This is a genomic window from Acinetobacter sp. C26M (assembly GCF_023702675.1).
Taxonomy (GTDB): domain Bacteria; phylum Pseudomonadota; class Gammaproteobacteria; order Pseudomonadales; family Moraxellaceae; genus Acinetobacter.
In genome coordinates this window covers 3,028,372-3,052,807 of record NZ_CP098478.1, presented here as the reverse complement: position 1 = coordinate 3,052,807, position 24,436 = coordinate 3,028,372, and the positions used below count along the sequence as shown (strand labels likewise).

At 44.7% G+C, this 24,436-nt stretch carries 11 protein-coding genes and 7 pseudogenes; 14 read left to right on the top strand and 4 right to left on the bottom strand.

Features of this window, described 5'->3' with window-relative positions; genetic code table 11:
- Positions 1-13: 13 nt before the first annotated feature.
- From NDN11_RS13940 to NDN11_RS13845, 13 genes and pseudogenes are all read left to right on the top strand, one after another.
- Positions 14-2,432 (top strand): annotated as a pseudogene (locus NDN11_RS13940) (Ig-like domain-containing protein); the annotation flags it as partial.
- A gap of 13 nt (positions 2,433-2,445) precedes the next feature.
- Positions 2,446-3,855, top strand: a pseudogene (locus NDN11_RS18315) (Ig-like domain-containing protein); the annotation flags it as partial.
- A 15-nt stretch (positions 3,856-3,870) separates the two neighbouring features.
- Positions 3,871-4,146: pseudogene (locus NDN11_RS18310) on the top strand (Ig-like domain-containing protein); the annotation flags it as partial.
- A gap of 93 nt (positions 4,147-4,239) precedes the next feature.
- Positions 4,240-5,398 (top strand): annotated as a pseudogene (locus NDN11_RS18305) (Ig-like domain-containing protein); the annotation flags it as partial.
- Between the two features lie 15 nt (positions 5,399-5,413).
- On the top strand, positions 5,414-5,668 hold the full coding sequence (locus tag NDN11_RS18300) for an Ig-like domain-containing protein (RefSeq protein WP_502801895.1): 255 nt from the start codon (positions 5,414-5,416) through the stop codon (positions 5,666-5,668).
- A gap of 118 nt (positions 5,669-5,786) precedes the next feature.
- Positions 5,787-6,730 (top strand): annotated as a pseudogene (locus NDN11_RS18295) (Ig-like domain-containing protein); the annotation flags it as partial.
- 207 nt (positions 6,731-6,937) lie between these two features.
- Positions 6,938-8,201, top strand: a pseudogene (locus NDN11_RS13875) (Ig-like domain-containing protein); the annotation flags it as partial.
- A gap of 209 nt (positions 8,202-8,410) precedes the next feature.
- On the top strand, positions 8,411-8,536 hold the full coding sequence (locus tag NDN11_RS18220; RefSeq protein ID WP_285292138.1) for a hypothetical protein: 126 nt from the start codon (positions 8,411-8,413) through the stop codon (positions 8,534-8,536).
- Positions 8,537-8,560: 24 nt separating this feature from the next.
- Positions 8,561-9,096 (top strand): annotated as a pseudogene (locus NDN11_RS18290) (Ig-like domain-containing protein); the annotation flags it as partial.
- A 31-nt stretch (positions 9,097-9,127) separates the two neighbouring features.
- The gene (locus NDN11_RS13860; protein WP_353050822.1) at positions 9,128-9,514 is read left to right on the top strand and encodes an Ig-like domain-containing protein; all 387 of its coding nucleotides are present in this window, start codon (positions 9,128-9,130) and stop codon (positions 9,512-9,514) included.
- Between the two features lie 243 nt (positions 9,515-9,757).
- The gene (locus NDN11_RS13855; protein ID WP_251119281.1) at positions 9,758-15,913 is read left to right on the top strand and encodes a BapA/Bap/LapF family large adhesin; all 6,156 of its coding nucleotides are present in this window, start codon (positions 9,758-9,760) and stop codon (positions 15,911-15,913) included.
- A gap of 118 nt (positions 15,914-16,031) precedes the next feature.
- Positions 16,032-17,705 (top strand): poly alpha-glucosyltransferase, encoded by a 1,674-nt coding sequence (locus NDN11_RS13850; RefSeq protein WP_251109978.1) that lies wholly within the window; start codon positions 16,032-16,034, stop codon positions 17,703-17,705.
- Positions 17,706-17,716: 11 nt separating this feature from the next.
- Positions 17,717-19,453, top strand: a complete 1,737-nt coding sequence (locus tag NDN11_RS13845) for a CapA family protein (RefSeq protein WP_251109977.1) — start codon at positions 17,717-17,719, stop codon at positions 19,451-19,453.
- Here the strand turns inward: NDN11_RS13845 and NDN11_RS13840 are convergent.
- Positions 19,450-20,175, bottom strand: coding sequence for a metalloprotease (locus tag NDN11_RS13840; protein WP_251109976.1), 726 nt, complete (start codon positions 20,173-20,175; stop codon positions 19,450-19,452). The two genes, NDN11_RS13845 and NDN11_RS13840, sit on opposite strands and share 4 nt — an antisense overlap.
- A gap of 90 nt (positions 20,176-20,265) precedes the next feature.
- On the opposite strand from NDN11_RS13840, the gene NDN11_RS13835 reads away from it, so the two are divergent.
- A complete protein-coding gene (locus NDN11_RS13835) occupies positions 20,266-20,586 on the top strand; it encodes an MGMT family protein (protein ID WP_251109975.1) in 321 nt (106 codons plus the stop codon).
- Positions 20,587-20,653: 67 nt separating this feature from the next.
- On the opposite strand, the gene NDN11_RS13830 is transcribed toward NDN11_RS13835, so the two are convergent.
- From NDN11_RS13830 to NDN11_RS13820, 3 genes are all read right to left on the bottom strand, one after another.
- Positions 20,654-21,091: a universal stress protein gene (locus tag NDN11_RS13830; RefSeq protein ID WP_251109974.1), complete on the bottom strand. Its 438-nt coding sequence runs from the start codon at positions 21,089-21,091 to the stop codon at positions 20,654-20,656.
- 236 nt (positions 21,092-21,327) lie between these two features.
- Positions 21,328-21,948, bottom strand: coding sequence for a CatB-related O-acetyltransferase (locus tag NDN11_RS13825; RefSeq protein ID WP_167250861.1), 621 nt, complete (start codon positions 21,946-21,948; stop codon positions 21,328-21,330).
- A 158-nt stretch (positions 21,949-22,106) separates the two neighbouring features.
- Positions 22,107-24,350 carry a TonB-dependent siderophore receptor gene (locus NDN11_RS13820; protein WP_251109973.1) on the bottom strand — a complete coding sequence of 748 codons (2,244 nt, stop codon included), beginning with the start codon at positions 24,348-24,350 and terminating at the stop codon, positions 22,107-22,109.
- Between the last annotated feature and the right edge of the window lie 86 nt (positions 24,351-24,436).

Here is a 24,436-nt window from a genome sequence, read left to right as displayed (position 1 = left end):
GAGGAATATAACCATGTCTCAAATACAGATTATTTCCAAGGAAAGTCATCAAACCCTTGTAAATACGACGGGAAAAACAGCAACATTACCCTCTGAACCTTCAGTTGTATTAATTAAGGTCTCTGCAAATGATATTTCAGTTGTTAAGAGAGATGGTGTAAATGCAGTTGTAGTTTTAAAAAATGGCGAAACGATCGTTATTCATAATTTCTTTAATAATAGTGAAGTTGCAGATAATAGTCTGGTACTTCAAGGCGAAGATAATCAATTGGTCTGGGCTCACTTCAAGGATGCAGAAAGTGATGCCGATGCAGACGCTGATGCAGACGCTGATGCAGACTCGGATGACGATGATCATGAAGGGGCTGTTTATTTAGAGGAAACACCAGCAGTTGTACCAGAAGCTGCAGCAGCGCCAGTTGAAGCAGCTGCATTACAACCTATTGAAGCAGTTGAACCATTGCTTTATGCAGGCGAAGCATCTAGTGGATTCAGTCCATGGTTATGGGCTTTACCCGTACTTGCGATTGGAGGTATTGCTGCCGCAGCGAGTGGCGGTGGGGGTGGGGGTGGCGGAAATAATAACAATAATGCTGATACAACGCCTCCGAATACGGATGCTGTAAACTTTAATGTAAATCCAGTAACTGCAGATAACATATTGAATGCAGCAGAATCTGCAGGCAATGTAACATTGACAGGAACTTTAGCAGGCGTACCAGCAGATGCAGCAACAACTGTAGTTACTGTTGTCGTTAATGGTGTGACTTACACAGCAACGGTGAATTCAGCAAATGGCACTTGGACTGTAAGCGTACCAGGCAGTGGTTTATTAGCTGATGGCGATAAAACCATCGATGCAAAAGTTACCTTCACAGATGCAGCAGGAAATAGCAGCAATGTAACAGATACCCAAACTTATACTGTTGATACAACTGCACCGAATGCACCAGATATTAATCCAATCAATGCAACAGATCCGATTACAGGTACTGCAGAACCTGGCTCAACGGTGACGGTGACCTTCCCGAATGGTAGTACAGTTCAAGTTCCAACTAATCCAACCACAGGCGTATGGACCACACCAAACCCAGGTAATTTACCAAATGGTGGTACAGTAACTGCAGTAGCAACAGACCCAGCAGGTAACCCATCTGCGCCAGGCACAGAAACAGTTGATACAGTTGGTCCAAATGTTTCAGGAACAATACTAAACATTGATCCCGTAACTGCCGATAATGTCCTCAATACAGCAGAATCTACAAGTAATGTAACGGTGACGGGAGTCTTAACTGGTATTCCAGCAGATGCAGCGACCACAGTGGTAACAGTTGTAGTCAATGGTGTGACGTATACAGCAACAGTCAATTCGGCTAATGGCACTTGGAGTGTGAGTGTGCCAGGTAGTGGTTTATTGGCTGATGGTGATAAAACCATAGATGCGAAAGCAACCTTCACTGATGTGGCAGGCAACAGCAGCAATATCACTGATACGCAAGTATATACAGTGGATGTGACAGCACCGAATGCACCAGACATTAACCCAATCAATGCAACAGATCCGATTACCGGTACAGCAGAGCCTGGCTCAACAGTGACGGTGACCTTCCCGAATGGTAGTACAGTTCAAGTTCCAACTAATCCAACCACAGGCGTATGGACCACACCAAATCCAGGTAACTTACCAAACGGCAGTACAGTGACTGCGGTCGCGACTGACCCAGCAGGCAACCCATCGTTCCGGGCAGTGAAGTGGTAGATAGCTTGCCACCAGATACGACGGGTACGGTACTGAACGTCAATGCAGTGACTGCGGACAACGTGATCAATGCAGCAGAGGGTGCAGGCAATGTGACCGTCACAGGTACCTTAACGGGTGTTCCAGCGGATGCAGCGACGACGGTTGTAACCTTGGTGATTAACGGTATGACTTATACCGCGATCGTGAATGCAGCAGCAGGCACGTGGAGTGCGCAGTGGTTGCAGGCAGTGACTTGTTGGCGGATGGTGATAAAACCATAGATGCGAAAGCGACCTTCACCGATGCAGCGGGCAACAGCAGCAATGTGACGGATACGCAAGTCTATGGTGTGGACACCACACCACCAAGCAACAGCACAACGACGGTTACGATCAATCCGATTACGGGCGATGGTGTGGTTGACTCGACAGAAGCAGGTGCGAACCAAAGCATCAGCGGAACTGTTAGCGGTGAATACAGCGTTGGTGATGTGGTGACCGTGAACGTCAATGGTGTGACTTACAACACCACAGTACAAGCGGGTGGCAGTTGGACAGTAACGGTTGCTGGTAGTCAATTGGTACTTGATGCAGACAAAGTGATTAACGTCAGCATTGCAGCGACTGATGCCGCAGGTAACGTGGGGAATGCGACCGCGGATGCGAGCTATACGGTGAACATCACTACACCAGTGGTGGTGGTGAACCCATGACAACATCATCAATGCAGCAGAAGCAGGTGCACCACAGACTGTTAGCGGTTCAGTGGTGGGTAGCTTCACGGTGGGTGATGCGGTTACGGTCAACGTTAACGGTGTGACTTACAACACCACGGTACAAACCGGTGGTAGTTGGAGCGTGACTGTACCAGGCAGTGGCTTGAGTGCAGATGCAGACAGCACCATCAATGTGACCGTGAATGTGACGGGTGTAGGACCGATTAGCACGAACCACAGCTATGTGATTGACGTGACAGCACCGAACCCAGCGGGTGCGGTATTAAACGTCAATGCTGTGACTGCAGACAATGTGTTGAATGCGGCAGAGTCAGGTGGCAATGTGACATTGACGGGTACTTTAATAGAGTATCCCTAAGCAGATGCAGCGACCACAGTTGTGACCTTGGTGATCAACAATGTGACGTACACAGCGACAGTTGATCCATTGACAGGTAACTGGACGGCAAGCGTTGCAGGCAGTGACCTGTTGGCTGATAGTAATAAAACGATTGATGCGAAAGCAACCTTCACTGATGTGGCAGGCAACAGCAGCAATATCACTGATACGCAAGTATATACAGTGGATGTGACAGCACCGAATGCACCAGACATTAACCCAATCAATGCAACAGATCCGATTTATGGGTACAGCAGAGCCTGGCTCAACAGTGACGGTGACCTTCCCGAATGGTAGTACAGTTCAAGTTCCAACTAATCCAACCACAGGCGTATGGACCACACCAAATCCAGGTAACTTACCAAACGGCAGTACAGTGACTGCGGTCGCGACTGACCCAGCAGGCAACCCATCGTTACCGGGCAGTGAAGTGGTAGATAGCTTGCCACCAGATACGACGGGTACGGTACTGAACGTCAATGCAGTGACTGCGGACAACGTGATCAATGCAGCAGAGGGTGCAGGCAATGTGACCGTCACAGGTACCTTAACGGGTGTTCCAGCGGATGCAGCAACTACTGTTGTGACCTTGCTGATCAATGGTGTGACGTACACAGCGACAGTTGATCCATTAACAGGCAACTGGACTGCAAGCGTTGCAGGCAGTGACCTGTTGGCGGATGGTGATAAAACCATAGATGCGAAAGCGACCTTCACCGATGCAGCGGGCAACAGCAGCAATGTGACGGATACGCAAGTCTATGGTGTGGACACCACACACCAAGCAACAGCACAACGACGGTTACGATCAATCCGATTACGGGCGATGGTGTGGTTGACTCGACAGAAGCAGGTGCGAACCAAAGCATCAGCGGAACTGTTAGCGGTGAATACAGCGTTGGTGATGTGGTGACCGTGAACGTCAATGGTGTGACTTACAACACCACAGTACAAGCGGGTGGCAGTTGGACAGTAACGGTTGCTGGTAGTCAATTGGTACTTGATGCAGACAAAGTGATTAACGTCAGCATTGCAGCGACTGATGCCGCAGGTAACGTGGGGAATGCGACCGCGGATGCGAGCTATACGGTGAACATCACTACACCAGTGGTGGTGGTGAACCCGATTAATGGTGACAACATCATCAATGCAGCAGAAGCAGGTGCACCACAGACTGTTAGCGGTTCAGTGGTGGGTAGCTTCACGGTGGGTGATGCGGTTACGGTCAACGTTAACGGTGTGACTTACAACACCACGGTACAAAAAGGTGGTAGTTGGAGCGTGACTGTACCAGGCAGTGGCTTGAGTGCAGATGCAGACAGCACCATCAATGTGACCGTGAATGTGACGGGTGTAGGACCGATTAGCACGAACCACAGCTATGTGATTGACGTGACAGCACCGAACCCAGCGGGTGCGGTATTAAACGTCAATGCTGTGACTGCAGACAACGTGTTGAATGCGGCAGAGTCAGGTGGCAATGTGACATTGACGGGTACTTAAATAGGTATCCCTAAGCAGATGCAGCGACCACAGTTGTGACCTTGGTGATCAACAATGTGACGTACACAGCGACAGTTGATCCATTGACAGGTAACTGGACGGCAAGCGTTGCAGGCAGTGACCTGTTGGCGGATGGTGATAAAACCATAGATGCGAAAGCAACCTTCACTGATGTGGCAGGCAACAGCAGCAATATCACTGATACGCAAGTATATACAGTGGATGTGACAGCACCGAATGCACCAGACATTAACCCAATCAATGCAACAGATCCGATTCCAAATTTTGACAGCAGAGCCTGGCTCAACAGTGACGGTGACCTTCCCGAATGGTAGTACAGTTCAAGTTCCAACTAATCCAACCACAGGCGTATGGACCACACCAAATCCAGGTAACTTACCAAACGGCAGTACAGTGACTGCGGTCGCGACTGACCCAGCAGGCAACCCATCGTTTACCGGGCAGTGAAGTGGTAGATAGCTTGCCACCAGATACGACGGGTACGGTACTGAACGTCAATGCAGTGACTGCGGACAACGTGATCAATGCAGCAGAGGGTGCAGGCAATGTGACCGTCACAGGTACCTTAACGGGTGTTCCAGCGGATGCAGCGACGACGGTTGTAACCTTGGTGATTAACGGTATGACTTATACCGCGATCGTGAATGCAGCAGCAGGCACGTGGAGTGCGGTGGTTGCAGGCAGTGACTTGTTGGCGGATGGTGATAAAACCATAGATGCGAAAGCGACCTTCACCGATGCAGCGGGCAACAGCAGCAATGTGACGGATACGCAAGTCTATGGTGTGGACACCACACCACCAAGCAACAGCACAACGACGGTTACGATCAATCCGATTACGGGCGATGGTGTGGTTGACTCGACAGAAGCAGGTGCGAACCAAAGCATCAGCGGAACTGTTAGCGGTGAATACAGCGTTGGTGATGTGGTGACCGTGAACGTCAATGGTGTGACTTACAACACCACAGTACAAGCGGGTGGCAGTTGGACAGTAACGGTTGCTGGTAGTCAATTGGTACTTGATGCAGACAAAGTGATTAACGTCAGCATTGCAGCGACTGATGCCGCAGGTAACGTGGGGAATGCGACCGCGGATGCGAGCTATACGGTGAACATCACTACACCAGTGGTGGTGGTGAACCCGATTAACGGTGACAACATCATCAATGCAGCAGAAGCAGGTGCACCACAGACTGTTAGCGGTTCAGTGGTGGGTAGCTTCACGGTGGGTGATGCGGTTACGGTCAACGTTAACGGTGTGACTTACAACACCACGGTACAAACTTAGTGGTAGTTGGAGCGTGACTGTACCAGGCAGTGGCTTGAGTGCAGATGCAGACAGCACCATCAATGTGACCGTGAATGTGACGGGTGTAGGACCGATTAGCACGAACCACAGCTATGTGATTGACGTGACAGCACCGAACCCAGCGGGTGCGGTATTAAACGTCAATGCTGTGACTGCAGACAACGTGTTGAATGCGGCAGAGTCAGGTGGCAATGTGACATTGACGGGTACTTTAACGGGTATCCCAAGCAGATGCAGCGACCACAGTTGTGACCTTGGTGATCAACAATGTGACGTACACAGCGACAGTTGATCCATTGACAGGTAACTGGACGGCAAGCGTTGCAGGCAGTGACCTGTTGGCGGATGGTGATAAAACCATAGATGCGAAAGCGACCTTCACTGATGTGGCAGGCAACAGCAGCAATATCACTGATACGCAAGTATATACAGTGGATGTGACAGCACCGAATGCACCAGACATTAACCCAATCAATGCAACAGATCCGATTACCGGTACAGCAGAGCCTGGCTCAACAGTGACGGTGACCTTCCCGAATGGTAGTACAGTTCAAGTTCCAACTAATCCAACCACAGGCGTATGGACCACACCAAATCCAGGTAACTTGCAAACGGCAGTAAACGGCACTGACCCAGCAGGCAACAACGCGACTGACCCAGCAGGCAACCCATCGTTTGTTCCAGCGGATAACCATAGTTTCAAAGATACGACGGGTATCCATTAACTGAATGAATGCGACTGCGGACAACGTGATCAATGCAGCAGAGGGTGCAGGCAATGTAACCGTCACACCTGAATATAACGGGTGTTCCACGTGATCAATGCAGCAGGGTGCGGATGCAGCGAGGTACCTTAACGGGTGTTCCAGCGGATGCAGCAACTACTGTTGTGACCTTGCTGATCAATGGTGTGACGTACACAGCGACAGTTGATCCATTAACAGGCAGTGGACTGCAAGCGTTGCAGGCAGTGATCTGTTGGCGGATGGTGATAAAACCATAGTGACAGCGACCTTCACTGATGCAGCGGCAACAGCAGCAATGTGACGGAATGTCTATGGTGTGGACACCACACCGTAACAACATGTATACGGTAGATCAATCACACGGGCACTCGAACACAAAGGTGTAACAGCATCAGCGGTGTTGAATATACGTCAGTGGATGCGGAACAACGTGATCAATGCAGCTTGCTGTAACGGTTGCAGGTAGTCTTAATGCAGACAAAGTGATTAACGTCAGGATGCAGCGACTACAGGTAACGTGGGGGAATTACCGCTGATCAATACAGTGACGTACTACAGCGACAGTTGATCCATTAACAGGCAACTGGACTGCAAGCGTTGCAGGCAGTGATCTGTTGGCGGATGGTGATAAAACCATAGATGCCAGGCAGCGACCTTCACCGATGCAGCGGGCAACAGCAGCAATGTGACTGATACCCAAGTGTATACCGTAGATCTCACACCACCGAACCCAGCAACAGCCGTGTTGAACATCAACTCGGTGACTGCGGACAACGTGATCAATGCAGCAGAGGGGTGCAGGCAATGTAACCGTCACAGGTACCTTAACGGGGTTGTCCCCAGCGGATGCAGCGACTACTGTTGTGACCTTGCTGATCAATGGTGTGACGTACACAGCGACAGTTGATCCATTAACAGGCAACTGGACTGCAAGCGTTGCAGGCAGTGATCTGTTGGCGGATGGTGATAAAACCATAGATGCCACAGCGACCTTTACTGATGCAGCGGGTAACAGCAGCAATGTGATCAATACCCAAGTGTATACGGTAGATCTGACCACCGAACCCATAACAGCCGTGTTGAATATCAACTCGGTGACTGCGGACAACGTGATCAATGCAGCAGAGGGTGCAGGCAATGTAACCGTCACAGGTACCTTAACGGGTGTTCCAGCGGATGCAGCGACCACAGTTGTGACCTTGCTGATCAATGGTGTGACGTACACAGCGACAGTTGATCCATTAACAGGCAACTGGACTGCAAGCGTTGCAGGCAGTGATCTGTTGGCGGATGGTGATAAAACCATAGATGCCACAGCGACCTTTACTGATGCAGCGGGTAACAGCAGCAATGTGACTGATACCCAAGTGTATACGGTAGATCTCACACCACCGAACCCAGTAACAGCCGTGTTGAATATCAACTCGGTGACTGCGGACAACGTGATCAATGCAGCAGAGGGTGCAGGCAATGTAACCGTCACAGGTACCTTAACGGGTGTTCCAGCGGATGCAGCGACCACTGTTGTGACCTTGCTGATCAATGGTGTGACGTACACAGCGACAGTTGATCCATTAACAGGCAACTGGACTGCAAGCGTTGCAGGCAGTGATCTGTTGGCGGATGGTGATAAAACCATAGATGCGAAAGCGACCTTCACTGATGCAGCGGGTAACAGCAGCAATGTGACTGATACCCAAGTGTATACGGTAGATCTCACACCACCGAACCCAGCAACAGCCGTGTTGAACATCAACTCGGTGACTGCGGACAACGTGATCAATGCAGCAGAGGGTGCAGGCAATGTAACCGTCACAGGTACCTTAACGGGTGTTCCAGCGGATGCAGCAACTACTGTTGTGACCTTGCTGGATCAATGGTGTGACGTACACAGCGACAGTTGATCCATTAACAGGCAACTGGACTGCAAGCGTTGCGGGCAGTGATCTGTTGGCGGATGGTGATAAAACCATAGATGCCACAGCGCACTGATGCAGCGGGTAACAGCAGCAATGTGACTGATACCATAGATAGATCTCACACCAGCAGTAACACCGTGTTGAATATCAACTCGGTGACTGCGGACAACAGCAGAGGGTAACAGCAGGCTTAATGTGACGGATGAGTTGTGACCTTGCTGATCAATGGTGTGACGTACACAACGACAGTTGATCCATTAACAGGCAACTGGACTGCAAGCGTTGCAGGCAGTGACCTGTTGGCGGATGGTGATAAAACCATAGATGCCACAGCGACCTTCACTGATGCAGCGGGCAACAGCAGCAATGTGACTGATACCCAAGTGTATACGGTAGATCTCACACCACCGAAGCAACAGCCGTGTTGAACATCAACTCGGTGACTGCGGACAACGTGATCAATGCAGCAGAGGGTGCAGGCAATGTAACCGTCACAGGTACCTTAACGGGTGTTCCAGCGGATGCAGCAACCACTGTTGTGACCTTGCTGATCAATGGTGTGACGTACACAGCGACAGTTGATCCATTAACAGGCAACTGGACTGCAAGCGTTGCGGGCAGTGATCTGTTGGCGGATGGTGATAAAACCATAGATGCCACAGCGACCTTCACTGATGCAGCGGGTAACAGCAGCAATGTGACTGATACCCAAGTGTATACAGTAGATCTCACACCACCGAACCCAGTAACAGCCGTGTTGAAACATCAACTCGGTGACTGCGGACAACGTGATCAATGCAGCAGAGGGTGCAGGCAATGTAACCGTCACAGGTACCTTAACGGGTGTTCTTGCGGATGCAGCAACTACTGTTGTGACCTTGCTGATCAATGGTGTGACGTACACAGCGACAGTTGATCCATTAACAGGCAACTGGACTGCAAGCGTTGCAGGCAGTGACCTGTTGGCGGATGGTGATAAAACCATAGATGCCACAGCGACCTTCACCGATGCAGCGGGCAACAGCAGCAATGTGACTGATACCCAAGTGTATACGGTAGATCTCACACCACCGAACCCAGCAACAATCAACTGCAGTGACTGCGGACAACGTGATCAATGCAGCAGAGGGTGCAGGCAATGTGATCAACTACTGTTGTGACCTTGATCAATGGTGACGTGCAGTTGACATTAACAGGCAACTGGACTGCAAGCGTTGCAGGCAGTGACCTGTTGGCGGATGGTGATAAAACCATAGATGCCACAGCGACCTTCACCGATGCAGCGGGCAACAGCAGCAATGTGACTGATACCCAAGTGTATACGGTAGATCTCACACCACCGAACATGCAACAGCCGTGTTGTCATCAATGCAGCAGGTGCAGGCCATAACAGGTGTTAACGGGTGCGGGCGGATGCAGCAACTACTGTTGTGACCTTGCTGATCAATGGTGTGACGTACACAGCGACAGTTGATCCATTAACAGGCAACTGGACTGCAAGCGTTGCGGGCAGTGATCTGTTGGCGGATGGTGATAAAACCATAGATGCCACAGCGACCTTTACTGATGCAGCGGGTAACAGCAGCAATGTGACTGATACCCTGTATACCGTAGATCTCACACCACCGAACCCAGCAACAGCCGTGTTGAACATCGACTCGGTGACTGCAGACAACGTGATCAATGCAACTGAGGGTGCAGGCAATGTAACCGTCACAGGTACCTTAACGGGTATTCCAGTAGATGCAGCGACCACAGTTGTGACCTTGCTAATCAATGGTGTGATTTATACCGCAATTGTGAATGCAGCAGCAGGCACGTGGAGTGCGGTGGTTGCAGGCAGTGACCTGTTGGCGGATGGTGATAAAACCATTGAAGCAACAGCAACCTTTACAGATACAGCGGGTAACAGTAGCAACATTATTGATACCCAAGTGTATACAGTAGATCTCACACCACCGAACCCGGCAACAGCCGTGTTGAACATCGACTCGGTGACTGCGGACAACGTGATCAATGCAACTGAGGGTGCAGGCAATGTAACCGTCACAGGTACCTTAACGGGTATTCCAGTAGATGCAGCGACCACAGTTGTGACCTTGCTAATCAATGGTGTGAGCTATACCGCGATTGTGAATGCAGCAGCAGGTACGTGGAGTGCGGTGGTTGCAGGCAGTGACCTGTTGGCGGATGCTGATAAAACCATAGATGCCACAGCGATCTTCACCGATGCAGCGGGTAACAGTAGCAATGTGACTGATACGCAACTATACAGTGTAAATTTAAATACCATCATCGCGTATGACAACATTGGACATGCTGTTCTTAGCCCACAACCAGCCTTGGTTCAAGATGATGTGAGTTTAGGCAGTGCATCATATCTGTTATTGACTTCATTAGCTGGAATTGATCTACAGCTTGGTGGGAATTCAATTGGCTTCAATGTCGCGACTAATCATGAAGGTACCGTGACATTCCAATATAGTGGTTTAATCGATGTTGGTTTATTGTCTGACTACAAATTGGTAGTACAGAAATTTAATACAACAACGAATCAATGGGAATCTATCCATGGTGATAGCGATGCATCACTTCTCAGCTTACATTTACTTGGCCTTGGTATCGGAAATGTGCCAGGTGTGGTACTTGAAGGCTTAGATGCTGGTCAATACCGTGGATTCCTGACTTACGATGGTTTATTAGGACTTGGTGTTCTCGGTACGCTATCTGCAACCATGGATGATTATGATCTGACCATCCCAGGTGGATACGAAGTAGGGAATGCCGAAGGTAACGTCATTCTTGATCCAGATCCAACAGGTCAAGTTGATCAAATCACACCAAACACTTATGTTTCTTCAGTGAATGGTCATCCGATTGATGCTGATGGAGAAACCTTCACGGGAACTTATGGAACAATTACTTTCCATCAAGATGGTAGTTATACCTATGTACCATTCTCGAATGGTTCAGGTGTCGGTCATAACGATGTGTTCACTTATACCCTAACTGATTCAGCCACTGGCGCGACAACACAGGCGAATTTGACCATTGTGTTTGATTCCATCCGAGCTGCGGATAACTTGGTTGAAGTGGAAATTAACCCTCAATATCAATTGGTGGGCACTGAAACTGATTCAGCGTTCTATGGTGTGTTGCTGAATGTTGGAAATCTGGTTGATTTACAACTTCTCACGGTGAACACAGTCGACTTTAATGTCTCTGCTGGCCAAGAGGGGGTTGCAACATTTAGCTTCAACAGCTTGATTGGTGCATCGGCACTCGGCAACTACAATGTTGTACTGCAAAAATACAATGAAGTAACAGGACAGTGGGAAGCGGTGAATGGTACAGGTGATCGTTCATTACTCAACCTTACCTTATTGGGTTCAACTCCAACAGCTCAAATTGCTGGATTGACAGAAGGTGAATATAGAGCGTTCTTATCCTTCAATGGTGCAGTAGGTGGTGCAATTGGCGTAACCTTAAATGGCGAAGTCAAACTTTATAACCCTGCTGTTGTGACTGGATACGATGTTGTTGCAGCACATGGTAATTTGATCTCTGATCCAAATACCAATGGCGCAATTGATATCGCTACGCCGAACAGTGTCATCAGTGAAATCAATGGAGTTGCCATCACGGGTTCTCCAACCACGGTGACAGGTGTTTACGGTACCTTAGTGATCTATCCAAATGGTGACTATACTTATACACCGAACCCTGCAAGTGCTGGTTTAGGGCAAGTGGATGAGTTCACTTATACCTTAAGAGATCCAGCATCTGGTACAACTTCACAAGCAACATTCTATGTTCATCTTGATAGTAAAGTTGTCGATATGAATTGGCCTGCTGATCCATCACAACCTGCAACTGTCAGCATCATTGCTGCAGACGATGCGGTCAATGCTGGAATCACCGCTCAACCTCATCTCATTGATGATGATCGAGCATTGGGTAGTGCAACTTATCTTGCATTGCTTTCATTGGCAGGTATTAACTTACAAGCACCTTTACCATTCGTGAACAGCACAGTGAGTTTCAATGTGGCTGCGGGTGAACAAGGAACAGCAACCTTCAAATACAGCAGTTTAATCAATGAAGGTGCACTGGGTGATTACCAACTTGTGCTCCAAAAATTCAATACGGTCACAGGTCGTTGGGAGTCAGTTACGGGTAGTAGTGAGGCATCCTTACTCAATCTTAGTATCTTAGGTATAGGCTTGAATGCTACACCTGGGGTTGTGATTGAAGGTCTGGAAGAAGGTCAATACCGTGCATTTATGACCTATAACGGTCTATACGGTAAGAGTATCTTAGGCACATTGTCAGGTACGATGGATGTCTATGACCCAACGCTAGTGGACTACACAGGTGTTGCAACAGAAGGAAACGTGATTACTGGTTTAGGTGTTGGTACACATGCTGATTCGGTCACAGGTTATACCGTGGTTGGTTCGGTAACATTCAATGGTGTAACCACTCCGATCGATCTCACTAATGGCGCAACCATTGTGGGTCAATACGGAACACTGAAAATATTTGCAAATGGTGATTACATCTATACACCGAATAACACCAATGCAAATATCGGTTTGGTTGATCACTTCACTTATACCTTATCGGATCCACTTGGCGGCAACCTTGCAAGTGCCAACCTTGACTTCACAATTGGCAATAGTGCGCCAGTGATTGCGGTAGATGATCTTGCGGTTGCGGAAATCAATCCTGAATATCTACAAATCGGCAATGATATTGCAGTAGGCAGTCATGGTTATCTCGCATTGGTATCATTAACCAACAATTTTGATTTCCAACTAGGTTCAGCAGGTGTGAATTTCACACTGACTGACAGCACACTGAACGATGTAACGTTTAACTACAGTGCATTGATTAGTGCCAGCCTACTTGCTGACTATGTGCTCGTGGTTCAAAAATTTGATACTGCGACGAATCAATGGGTAGCTGTACATGGCACAGGCGATGCAGATTTACTCAGCCTCGCAGCCTTTGGTGGTAATACCGTTACATTAGATGGCTTGGGTGCAGGACAATACAGAGCCTTTATGACCTATGCTGGTGGTGGTATCGGTGTCAGCTTACTTGGTACGCTTTCTGTTCAAAAAGATGTGTTCGATGCGACCAATATTACTGGATACAGTGTCCAAGCTGCAGAAGGTAATGTGATCCATGACATTGGCTTGAATGGACATGCTGATACTGCATCTGGCTTCAGTAGCATTACAAGTGTGATCTTCAATGGTGTTAGCCATACTGTAAATGCTACCGGCGTTACAACGATTGTGGGTGATCACGGTACATTATCGATTTACGCAAATGGTAACTACAGTTATCAACCAACAGCCAATGCAAGTGGCTTAGGACAAGTTGATCAATTCACTTATACATTGACTGATGGTTTGAATAGTTCGCAAGCGACCCTGTACTTCCATATTGATAGTGATGCTGTCGATATGACCTGGAACCCAACGGATCCTTCACAACCTGCTGACATTACAGTGACACCTGTAGATGCACTGGATGATGTGGTTTCTGCGGGCATTGATATTGTTCCACAAGGTCAACTTGGTGTAGCGGTGGGTTCTGCAAGTTACTTGTTACTGGTCGGATTAACCGAAAATCTAAACCTTTCATTACTAGGTACACCAAGTGTGAAATTTAATATTGCAGCTGGACATGGTGCGGATGTGACATTCTCTTACGCCCCAACTGTTTCACTGTCACTATTTAATGACTACAAAGTGGTTCTACAAGAGAAAGCGGCAGATGGTACTTGGCATAATCTCAGCGGTGGTTCAAGTACTGGAATATTGAACATTGGATTGTTAGGTAGTGGTGGTATTGGTGTAACAGTGCCTGACTTAGGTCAAGGTGAATACCGTGCCTTCATGGTCTATACCGGTGTTGGTGTCGGTATCTTGGGTACCATGAGTGTGGTTAAAGATGACTTTGATTACACAGTTGCTCCAACCAATACAGCGGTTGTTGCAACGGGTAATGTGTTGACCGATGACTCAATCACATTGACAACGCACGTATCCACAGTGACTTCGGAAATTGTGGGAGCTCCAGTCCAAACAGTTGGTACAAGTACAACGATTGTAGGTGCTTACGGTACGCTGGTTATTTCTGCAAATGGTCAATATAGCTACACGCCAAACACGAGTGATTTAAGTGCAATTGGTAAAGTGGATACATTTACCTATACGGTGCGTGATGTTCTGACTGGTGCAACCGATACAGCGAAACTACATATCCAAGTGGGTTCACCAGATGTGAAAGTGGTTTGGGATACAGCCAACCCAGCAAATGATGGCACCATCGAGATTGTTGCTAATGCTGATAATGTAGCTGCAGCGACGGACTTCTCAAATACTAAAGATGCTGCTGTTGATGTAACTAGTCCAGATATTACGATTAATGGTCTTGGCTTTACATCAGTCGATTCTAATAGCTTCACTATCGCAGCTGGAACAGTGGGTAATATCGATCTAGCAGCAGTTTATAAGGTTCAACCTCTTCTCGGTGTTCTACCAACGATTAGTTATGTGATCCAAATATGGAATACAACAACAAATCAATGGGTTGACACAGTTTATAAAGGATCTCAAACAGCTTTAGGAAGTTTGGCTACGATTCAGCTCGGAAGTGTTGCTTTCCAAGATACGGTAGAAAATCTTGCAGCAGGTTTATACCGAGTCCATTATGGTTTACAAGGTGTCTCTGTTGGAACCACAACGTTAGATACCAGTGTTACAACCACAGCGGTTCATTTGAATCAATATAGTTCAGATTGGATCAACGGTAATGTACTGCTTGGAGATACGATTGGTGGTGTTGCGGATACAGGATTGTTATCTCATGAAGGTTATAAACTTCAAGTATGGAACAGTGTATCAGGTTCATATGTAGATGCTGTAGGTCAGTCGATTAATACGGGTAATGGTGTGTTAATCATGCAGTCCAATGGTGAGTATGAGTATCGTCCAAATGATGTCAATGTAACTTCACATTTAACATCTACAGACAGTATTGATTACAAAATCATTTCGGCAACTGGGGTTGAATCAACTTCAACTCTGAATATTAACTTGACACATCCTGATTACAACTTGCTTTATACAAGTACCAGTGGCAACGATACATTTACCAGTGCGATTGTTGGTAGTGGCTCAGATACCTTAATTTATCAAATACTGAATGGTACTTTGGCAACTGCGGGTAATGGTGCAAATACAGGTGGTAATGGTGTTGATCATTGGACTGGTTTCGTTGTCGGAAACACGGATACACATGCTGTTAACTATAATGATCAAGCAGATAAAATTGATATTCGTCATCTTTTAGATGGAGATCAAACAGATGGTAATATTGGTGAGTATCTGCGTGTGACCAACGTTGGCGGTAATACGGTGATTGGAATTGACCGTAATGGCGCAACTCCAATTATAGGAAGTAATTATATTGATCTTATTACCTTAGATGGGGTTACAACAAACTTAACGACCTTATTAAATAACCATCAAATTCTATACTAATTCAAATCTTTCACTTTAAAAAAGAGAACCTTCGGGTTCTCTTTTTCATTTTGAGAAGATCATAAGAATATATGGTATGGTGTTTAAAACACTTAAAAATTCTAAAAACTGAACATATATGAGCATTACAACGATTTCAGCATATGAGCAATTGGCAAACCAGCTCAGTGAGCAATTTTTCAAACAGCTTCAGCCGCATATTGATGTCTCTAAATCGGTTATTTTCTGTTCTTATGGAGAGCAGACACAACGTTGCCAAGTCTGGAATTCATCATGTTCATATTTTGATGATATTCAACAGCAATTAGTTGACTTTCTGGAACATCAATTCGCTATAACTGAAAAACTGCCAACATTTCTGAAATTTGATATTGCTTTTAATATCCAACAGGAAAATTGGCAAGATATTGAACAGACTTTAAAGAACCAATTCCATAATAATCATTACCGTAAAGGGATGAGCTTTGATGCGGATTTCAACATTTGTTTCTTGGAACAAGAGCTTTACGGCAAGGCAATTATTCGTGCGCAGAGCTATAACACGCCTAACTTTGTTGATGAGAAAAATTTAAATAGCGGTCTCTTAAGAAAATATCCGAATCAGCAACGCAGCATCAAAATTGCAGACCTTCAACAGCTATGGACCTTTGATACCCTAGCCGTAATCTATGAGGATCAACAGTTGATTCCTTTGCACAGTCAGTTCACTGAAAATGGCGTGCGTTATCAACTTGAGCCGAAAAAACAACATTTCAAAAAAATGATCGAGGCAAATGCTAAATTTCTCTATCAGCACATTCAAAGTGATGGTCGATTCGCGTATGGTTTTTTTCCCGCCTATGATCGTGAAATCCGCAGCTATAACACGGTTCGGCATTGTACGTCGGTCTATGCTTTGCTCGAAACTTTAGCGATCCAATCACATCAAGCTTGTATCGAAAAAATTCAGTCTGCCATTGATTATGCCTTACAGCATTTTTATATCGAGAAACAGACGGAATTGGCGTATATGCTGGATGGTAATGAGGCTACGGGTCTAGATGAAATTAAGCTAGGTGCTAATGCCGCAGCGATTTTAATGCTTAGCAAATATCAAGAAATGACAGGAGATAATCGCTATCTTGCTTATGCTCATCGTTTAGCCAACGGTATTTTGTCGATGGTCAATGAGACAGGTGAAACTACACATGTGCTGCATTACCCAAGCTATGAGATAAAAGAGAAATTCAGAATTATTTATTATGATGGTGAAGCCGCTTTAGCCTTATTACGTTTTTATCAACTTCACACAGACGAAAAATTACTGCAAACAGTCAAACAGATGTTTGAACGATTTATCACGCAAAAATATGATCGCTATCATGATCATTGGCTCAGTTACTGTACCAATGAACTGACAAAAATTTGTCCAGAAGAAAAGTACTTCCAGTTTGGATTAAATAATTATTTAAAACATATGGTTTTTATCCGTAACCGAAAAACAGCCTATGCCACTTTGTTAGAAATGATGATGGCTGCATATCAAATGGTTGTTCGGATTCGAGCGCTCGGTTTTGATCAATTGTTCGAAAAGGCGTACTTTGATGATCTAAAAAAGCTCATTGAGTTTCGGGCTGAATTTCAACGGACAGGCTTTTTCTATCCGGAAGTAGCGATGTATATGGCTCGACCAGATAAAGTTTTAAATGCCTTTTATGTACGGCATGATCGTTTTCGTGTGCGGATTGATGACCAAGAACATAATCTTTCCGGCTACGTTGCTTATGTGCAACACTTTGAAAATGAAGCTTGAGGGGGGAAGCAATGAGTACACCTCAAGAAATCAAAATCATGAGTCAAATTGGCAATGAAGACTTTCAACACCCCATTTGGCAAATGGAAATAGCAGGGGATTGCTCAGCTTGGATATTATTCTATATCGCTTTAAAAGCACTTGTTGAAGGTCAGTTAAAACTTGAAGATGGCGTTGCTGCTGATGCAATTCTGCAAGCAAAGCAGATTGATCAATCCGATCTGGTTTGGAACTCAAATAATTCGGTTTTACAGTTATTGCAATGTCTCAGTTTTAGCCAAAACGTCGTTGTCCAGCAGCTTCTTGGTAGTCAATTGTTTGGAAATTGGCAACAAGCACAAATTGAAATCAGCAGCACAGCAGGGCTGTTTGGATTGAATATTCAGCATCAGCAGGGTTCAACTCAAAATACCCTGCAAAAACTATATGGTTTGGCCAAAGCCATTTTTCACACACCAATCGAACTGTTGAAACTGATTTTTGTCAAAGCATTGAAGATTAATGGACAGGAGGTTGCGCCCGCTCATTCCTTATCAAGCTGTACCCAACTTGATGCAGTTATTTATCTAAAGGATCAAAATCAACCTTACTATTTTTCTTATGCTCATAGTAATCAAACACTCGGTATTTTTCAGCTTTTTGATCAGTTGCATCGTGTTGATCATTTAGCCCCGTATTATCATTCTTTTCAACAGGGGTTATTGCCTGTAAAACAGATTCAAGCCAAAAGTGAGTGGGTCAATATCATCGGCGATACTTATTTTGGTGAATTTTATACAGAGAAACGAAAAAATAAAGGTATCGATGATGCTTTGCAACGTTACGGTTACAGCCATTCCTTAGAAGCAATCAAACATTTTTTTGGCCCTAATGACATTAATATTGCCAATCTAGAAGCGGTTTTTAATCTCGAAGAAAACTCAATTTTAGACGGAAAAAAAGCCTATATTCTTGGCGCGAAGTCTGAGCCAACCTTGGCTGAATTTAAACGGATCCATATCAATACAGTGTGCTTGGCCAATAATCATTTAAAAGACTATGGTGAGCGAAGCCTCAAACATACTTTGGCGTTGCTTGAGCAAGCAGAGATTGATTTTATAGGGGCTGGGACTGATCAGCAGCAAGCACATCAATGTTTAGAAATTAAAAATGATGAAGGACAATGCTTGGCCATTTTTAATGGCTATTGGCATCGAAAGTCAGCCTATCAAGAGTATAATTTTTATGCCTTAGGTAATAGTGCTGGTGTTGCGTGTATTAATGCCATTTTATTTGAACAGGTGATGCAATATCGTTTGCAACATCCAAAGCATAAAATCATCGTGATATGTCATTGGGGTGTAGACTTTAAATCGATTCATCCTGAGCAACAAAAACTGGCGAAGGTACTGACTCAGATTGGGGCTGATCTCGTGATTGGTCATGGCGCACATACCATTCAATCGATTCAATCTATTCATCAAAAGCCTGTCATTTTTGGTATTGGTAATGGGGTATTTAATAGCAATGGTCTTTTTGAAAAATATCAGGCCTTACCTTATGGGGCTATTGCGCGAATCAATTTAAATGAGTGTCGATTAAGGTTGTATCCAATCTATACCCATAATCAGGAAACCTTTTGGCAACCTCGTCCTGTCGATGAACTGCAATTTAAGCAAGCGCTATGTGCCTTGACCAGTCAACTCGATTCAGCAAATTATATTATTGGGCAGGATGATTTAGGCCATTATCTCCAGCTCAACGTTTAAGGATATTGGTTGTAATTGTTGAGCATGATATTCAGCTGTTCTTTGTTAAATCCTAGATTGCGTAGGCCGCCACTACCTAAACGACAATCATAGCTGCTCATAATATTGGTTGGCGTGGTTTTGGTGGCTTTGGGTGAGCAGACATGACTAAGACCAAAGGCATGTCCCATTTCATGAATACTGGCGGCCTGAGTTTGATAATTCAGTCGTTCCCAATCAATCAAAATAAAAGGTTGTCCCTGATTGCGGAATCCCCAACTGGTAATGTCTGCATCTTTTAATTTTTCACCATAAGAATCATAAATAATAAACAGCACTTCCTTGCTTTTTCGACGAGGGAAGCAAGTTCTGACTGCACTTGGTAGGTTGTCTGGAATAATGGCTTTCGGTTGACTTAACTGCTTGGCGAGATCACATTTGCGCTTGCTAAAATCTTGATATGAATAATAACGATGAATTTTAAACTTAAAGATTTTTTGATTGTTCTCATCAACAAAATACTGGTTCAAAATTGCTAGTTCTTTATACATTTGTGCTTTGCGATCTAAAGCTTTTACTTCTGGTCGATTGCTGGTCACAATAAAGCTGACATTGACCACAGGTAAATCATTGGCATCCAATGGATATTTATAAGGAGGCATTTTCACCGGTGCTTTTTGGGTCGTACACGATGCACTGAAGATCAGACATAATAGTGTCAGGGCAGTGATTTTTAACCGCATTTTTTGTTCTCTCAAGTGGTCGCGTTTTAATTATTGTAAAGCTAGCTTTTTGCATGATTTTGATCATCTTAGCAGATTTTTGGAGCTTATATGGTTCAAGATACCAATGAACTACATCGACAAATTTTAGAAGTAATTGCCTTGATTCCTTATGGAAAAGTGGCAAGTTATGGGCAAATTGCCAAGTTGGCAGGTTTACCCAAACATCCCCGTCTAGTCGGTTATGTACTCAAGCATTTAGATAAAGACAGTGAGATTCCTTGGCATCGTGTGATTAATTCGCAAGGTAAGATCAGTGTGACTCGAATCAATGAGAAAGGTGAAAATGTTCAACAGACATTGTTGGAACAAGAAGGGGTGTATTTATTAAATGGTAAGGTCAGTTTAAAAATCTTTGCTTGGCAGCCTTAATCAGGAGTTGAGTTTAGAACGCATAATCTGTTACTGAAAAATTATACGTTCTTAGACTTTTAATCGCTTAACGCACAATTAATACTGGAATATGGCTTTCCGCTAAAACTTTTTGCGCCACGCTACCCAGTACAAATTGTTTAAAGCCTGTGCGTCCATGTGAACCCATAATGATCAGGTCTGCGCCTAGGTTTTGAGCAGCGCCAATAATTTCCTGATGCACTGAAAAGCCTTCCAGAATTTGCGTTGCAACCGTCAGACCATGTTCTTCAAACTTTTGCTCAGCTTTAGTTAAATTCTCTTGAACATAACCTCTAACACGTTCAATCAAATCATTGCTTTGGCCCATGCGAATATAGGCATCTGCAAGATAAGGATCGAGCGTCATTACTTCGACAACCGTCAGTTCACTATTCAGGGCTTTTGCGAGTTGAGCGGCTTCTCTAATGACATTCACTGCTATTTCAGAGTCATCAATCGCCACTAAGATTTTTTGATAAGCCATGTTGGTTACTCCTTATACTTATGATTTTGCATTGAATTTAGTATTTAAAAAGTTGTTTAAATTACAAGCTATATGATTATAGTAAACCTCTTGGAGAATAAATAAAACCTAGCATTTTTATAGGGATAGTTATGATTTATAGGATTATGGTTAAGGAGGAATTTTATTTAAATTACATGAAATTTCTATAAAAACAGAATATGGGTATAACTCTGATTTATCTATAAAAAGTTAGATTAACTTTTCTCGCAGTATTTGATAAGGGCTTCCACATCATCTGTTTGCAACTGTTCACGCATTTTTAAAATTAGCTTTTCATCTAGATCATAAAGTTTAAGAGCAAGCAGTTTTTCAATGTCTTGTTCAGGAAAACGGTATTTGATGACTTTGGCAGGCACGCCACCGACAATGGCATACGGGGGCACGTCTTGAGTGACCACAGCACCTGTCGCCACCACAGCACCTTCACCTAGTTTAACACCTTGCATGATCATGGCTCGACTGCCAATCCAGCAACCATCGGCAATGATAGTATCACCCGCAGGTTGAAAGCTACGTGTATCAAAAGGGAAGGTTGAAATCCAGTCAGGGCGATGTAGTTGATTACCACCCATCATGATTACGCATTCCGCACCAAAGCAGACAAAATTGCCAATATGCAGTTGATCAATCGGTTTTTCAGGTGTAGCTGCTTTGTCGTGTAGGTAACGCACCACACAGCGTTCAAAGCCCTGATCCCAGTAAGCAGAATAATAAGAGTAGTTGCCTTTGATATGGATATTGGGATTTTTCACCGTTTTAGCAATAAACTCAAACTCACACCAATGTTTAACAGGAGAGTTGATCAATGGATCCATAACTGAGACAAAAAATTAAAAAAGCTGGTCTATTATACCGAGTGTTCAAAGGAATAAATATAAACCTCACCATACTTAAGCAAGATGAGGTTTAATTGAGATCAAAGTACTTATCGTCTTTTGATCTTGTTTGCTAGATCTAATCTATTGCTAACAGATCAATACTTAAAGCTTAAGCTTGCGGTCACGCTACGTGGTGAACCATACATATTTTGGCGTATCCAGTAGTTTACTTTTTCATAGTATTTTTTATCAAATAGGTTATCTACATTAATCGCAAATTTATAACGTGGATTAATTTGATAACCTAAGCTTGCCGAAGCCAATGTATAGCCATTTTGTTGTACACGCTCATTACCTGTTCCATCGTAATAGCTAGATACGGCTCTTAAACCAAATCCAACATTAACCCCTTCAATGACTGTTGCTGGTAATTTATAAGTCGTCCATAAATTAAAATTGTGTTTAGGGGTAAAGGTGTTAACAGGTTGTCCCTGTAGATCTGGGTCTGTTAGGTATTTGCTTTTGGTGTAGGCATAGCCTGTTGTGACTTGCCAATTTTCAGTAAGTTGTCCACTTGCTTCGATTTCAAAACCACGGCTACGTGCTTTACCTGCCGCCACAGAATAACCAAGACCTTCAGGTGCAGAAAGGTCTGCAATCGCACGATTTTTGTCCTCCAACTGATAGATCGCAGAAGAAAGATTTAAACGTTCATCGAAGAAAGAGGCTTTAAGTCCCGCTTCAATTTGAGTGCCTGTACGTGGATCAAGCTGTTTACCTTTGCCGCCCGTTACAGGATCATAAGTAAAGTTATTCTGTGGTTTAAAAATTTCTGAATAGCTAGAGTACACAGACACATTTGGATTAAGGTCGAATAGTACTGCTGCATAAGGGGTAAATTCTGCTTTTGCATCATGTGTAGCTGCTGGATCGCTGCTGTCTATACCACTATCACGCAAGGGGGTTGATATAGACTTCCACCAACTGACACGGCCACCACCAACCAAGGTTAAACGTTCTAGTGGTTTGATTCTTAGTTGGCTATAGACACCGTAGTTTTCAATTTTTTCTTTGCTGACATTAGTGTCGTAGTCAAAATCTGGTTCAGCAAATTGGTGCTGATTATCATGATGTATATTGATTGTACCTATCAGTGGTGTCCCCCAAGATGAATAGTTGGTTTTGGAGTTGCCTTTTAGGTAATCAGCACCAATCAAGAAATTATGTGTCTGCCCAGAAAACAAGAACGGGGTATTGAAAAATAAATCCGCACTGAAGTCTTTATCTTCTCGTTTAAAGGCGAGCGCACTAAATTCAGACATGTCACCCTGTGCATCGGGTAAAGAGGGGTCACTATATTTGGCGTGATTGTCACGGATACTTTGGCGAACCTTGGCTTTAATCAACCCATCATTATTTAAATGATGCTCCAGTTCAGCAAAAAATTCTTTATTGGTTAAATCCTGCTTGTTCCAGTCCTGTACAAAGCTTGTTTTACGCGAAATATTGAGCAGCTTTCCATCGTGACCATAGGGTAAACCACGTGATAAAACGGTATTAATATCTTGATAGGTCGCACCGAGTGATAGTGTAGTATTGTCCTGAAGATCATATTCCAATGTGCCATATACCAGTTTTTTATTACCATCAATCCCATTCATAAAGGTGTCGTAATCTTGTACAGCGGTGACAAGCCTGCCACGTAATGCGCCGTCTTGTGTGAGCTTACCTGTAATATCAGCCTCACCACGATAGTTATCCCATGAACCAGCACTTACTTTCCCTGTTAAAGCAAAATCAGCTAATGCGCGTTTACGTACTAAATTAATCGAAACACCCGGTTCACCTGCGCCACTGAACATGCCAGAAGCACCACGTAATACTTCAATACGGTCAAACACAGACAGATCCAGATAAGTTCCATTGCTGTCGGTTCTTAAGGTCGTACCATCCATTTGATAAGTATCGCTGCCATAACCACGCGCATTAAAATCATTGTAGTTTCCAGCTGCATCGTAGCGTACCACCGTCAGGCCTGTGACATATTTCATGGCATTTTCAATGGTCGAGATATTTTGATCATCCAGCCGCTGACGAGTAACCACAGAGACGGACTGTGGTGTTTCTTTTAGCGATTGTGCGGTTTTGCCGATTGCAATTTTTTTAGTTGTGTACGAAGTTGACTGGTCTTTTTCTGCAGCGACTTTGATGGTCGGTAAGGTATTTGCTGTGACTTGTCCATTGATCATGTTTTCAGCATTCGAGGTGATCGGTTCAGCCATCACCTGTGTGACTTGCACACATAGCACCAGCATAGGTAAAGCGACTTTAGTGCGTCCTGCGATCAACTGTAGGGCACGGGAGAGAGGATGTTTGGTCAATCTTACAGTCTGCTGCATAAGGGAATACCTATTAAATATGCATAATGTTTATTTTTGTTAATGATAATTATAATCAATAGCGTTATCAAATAATTCTTAGCTGA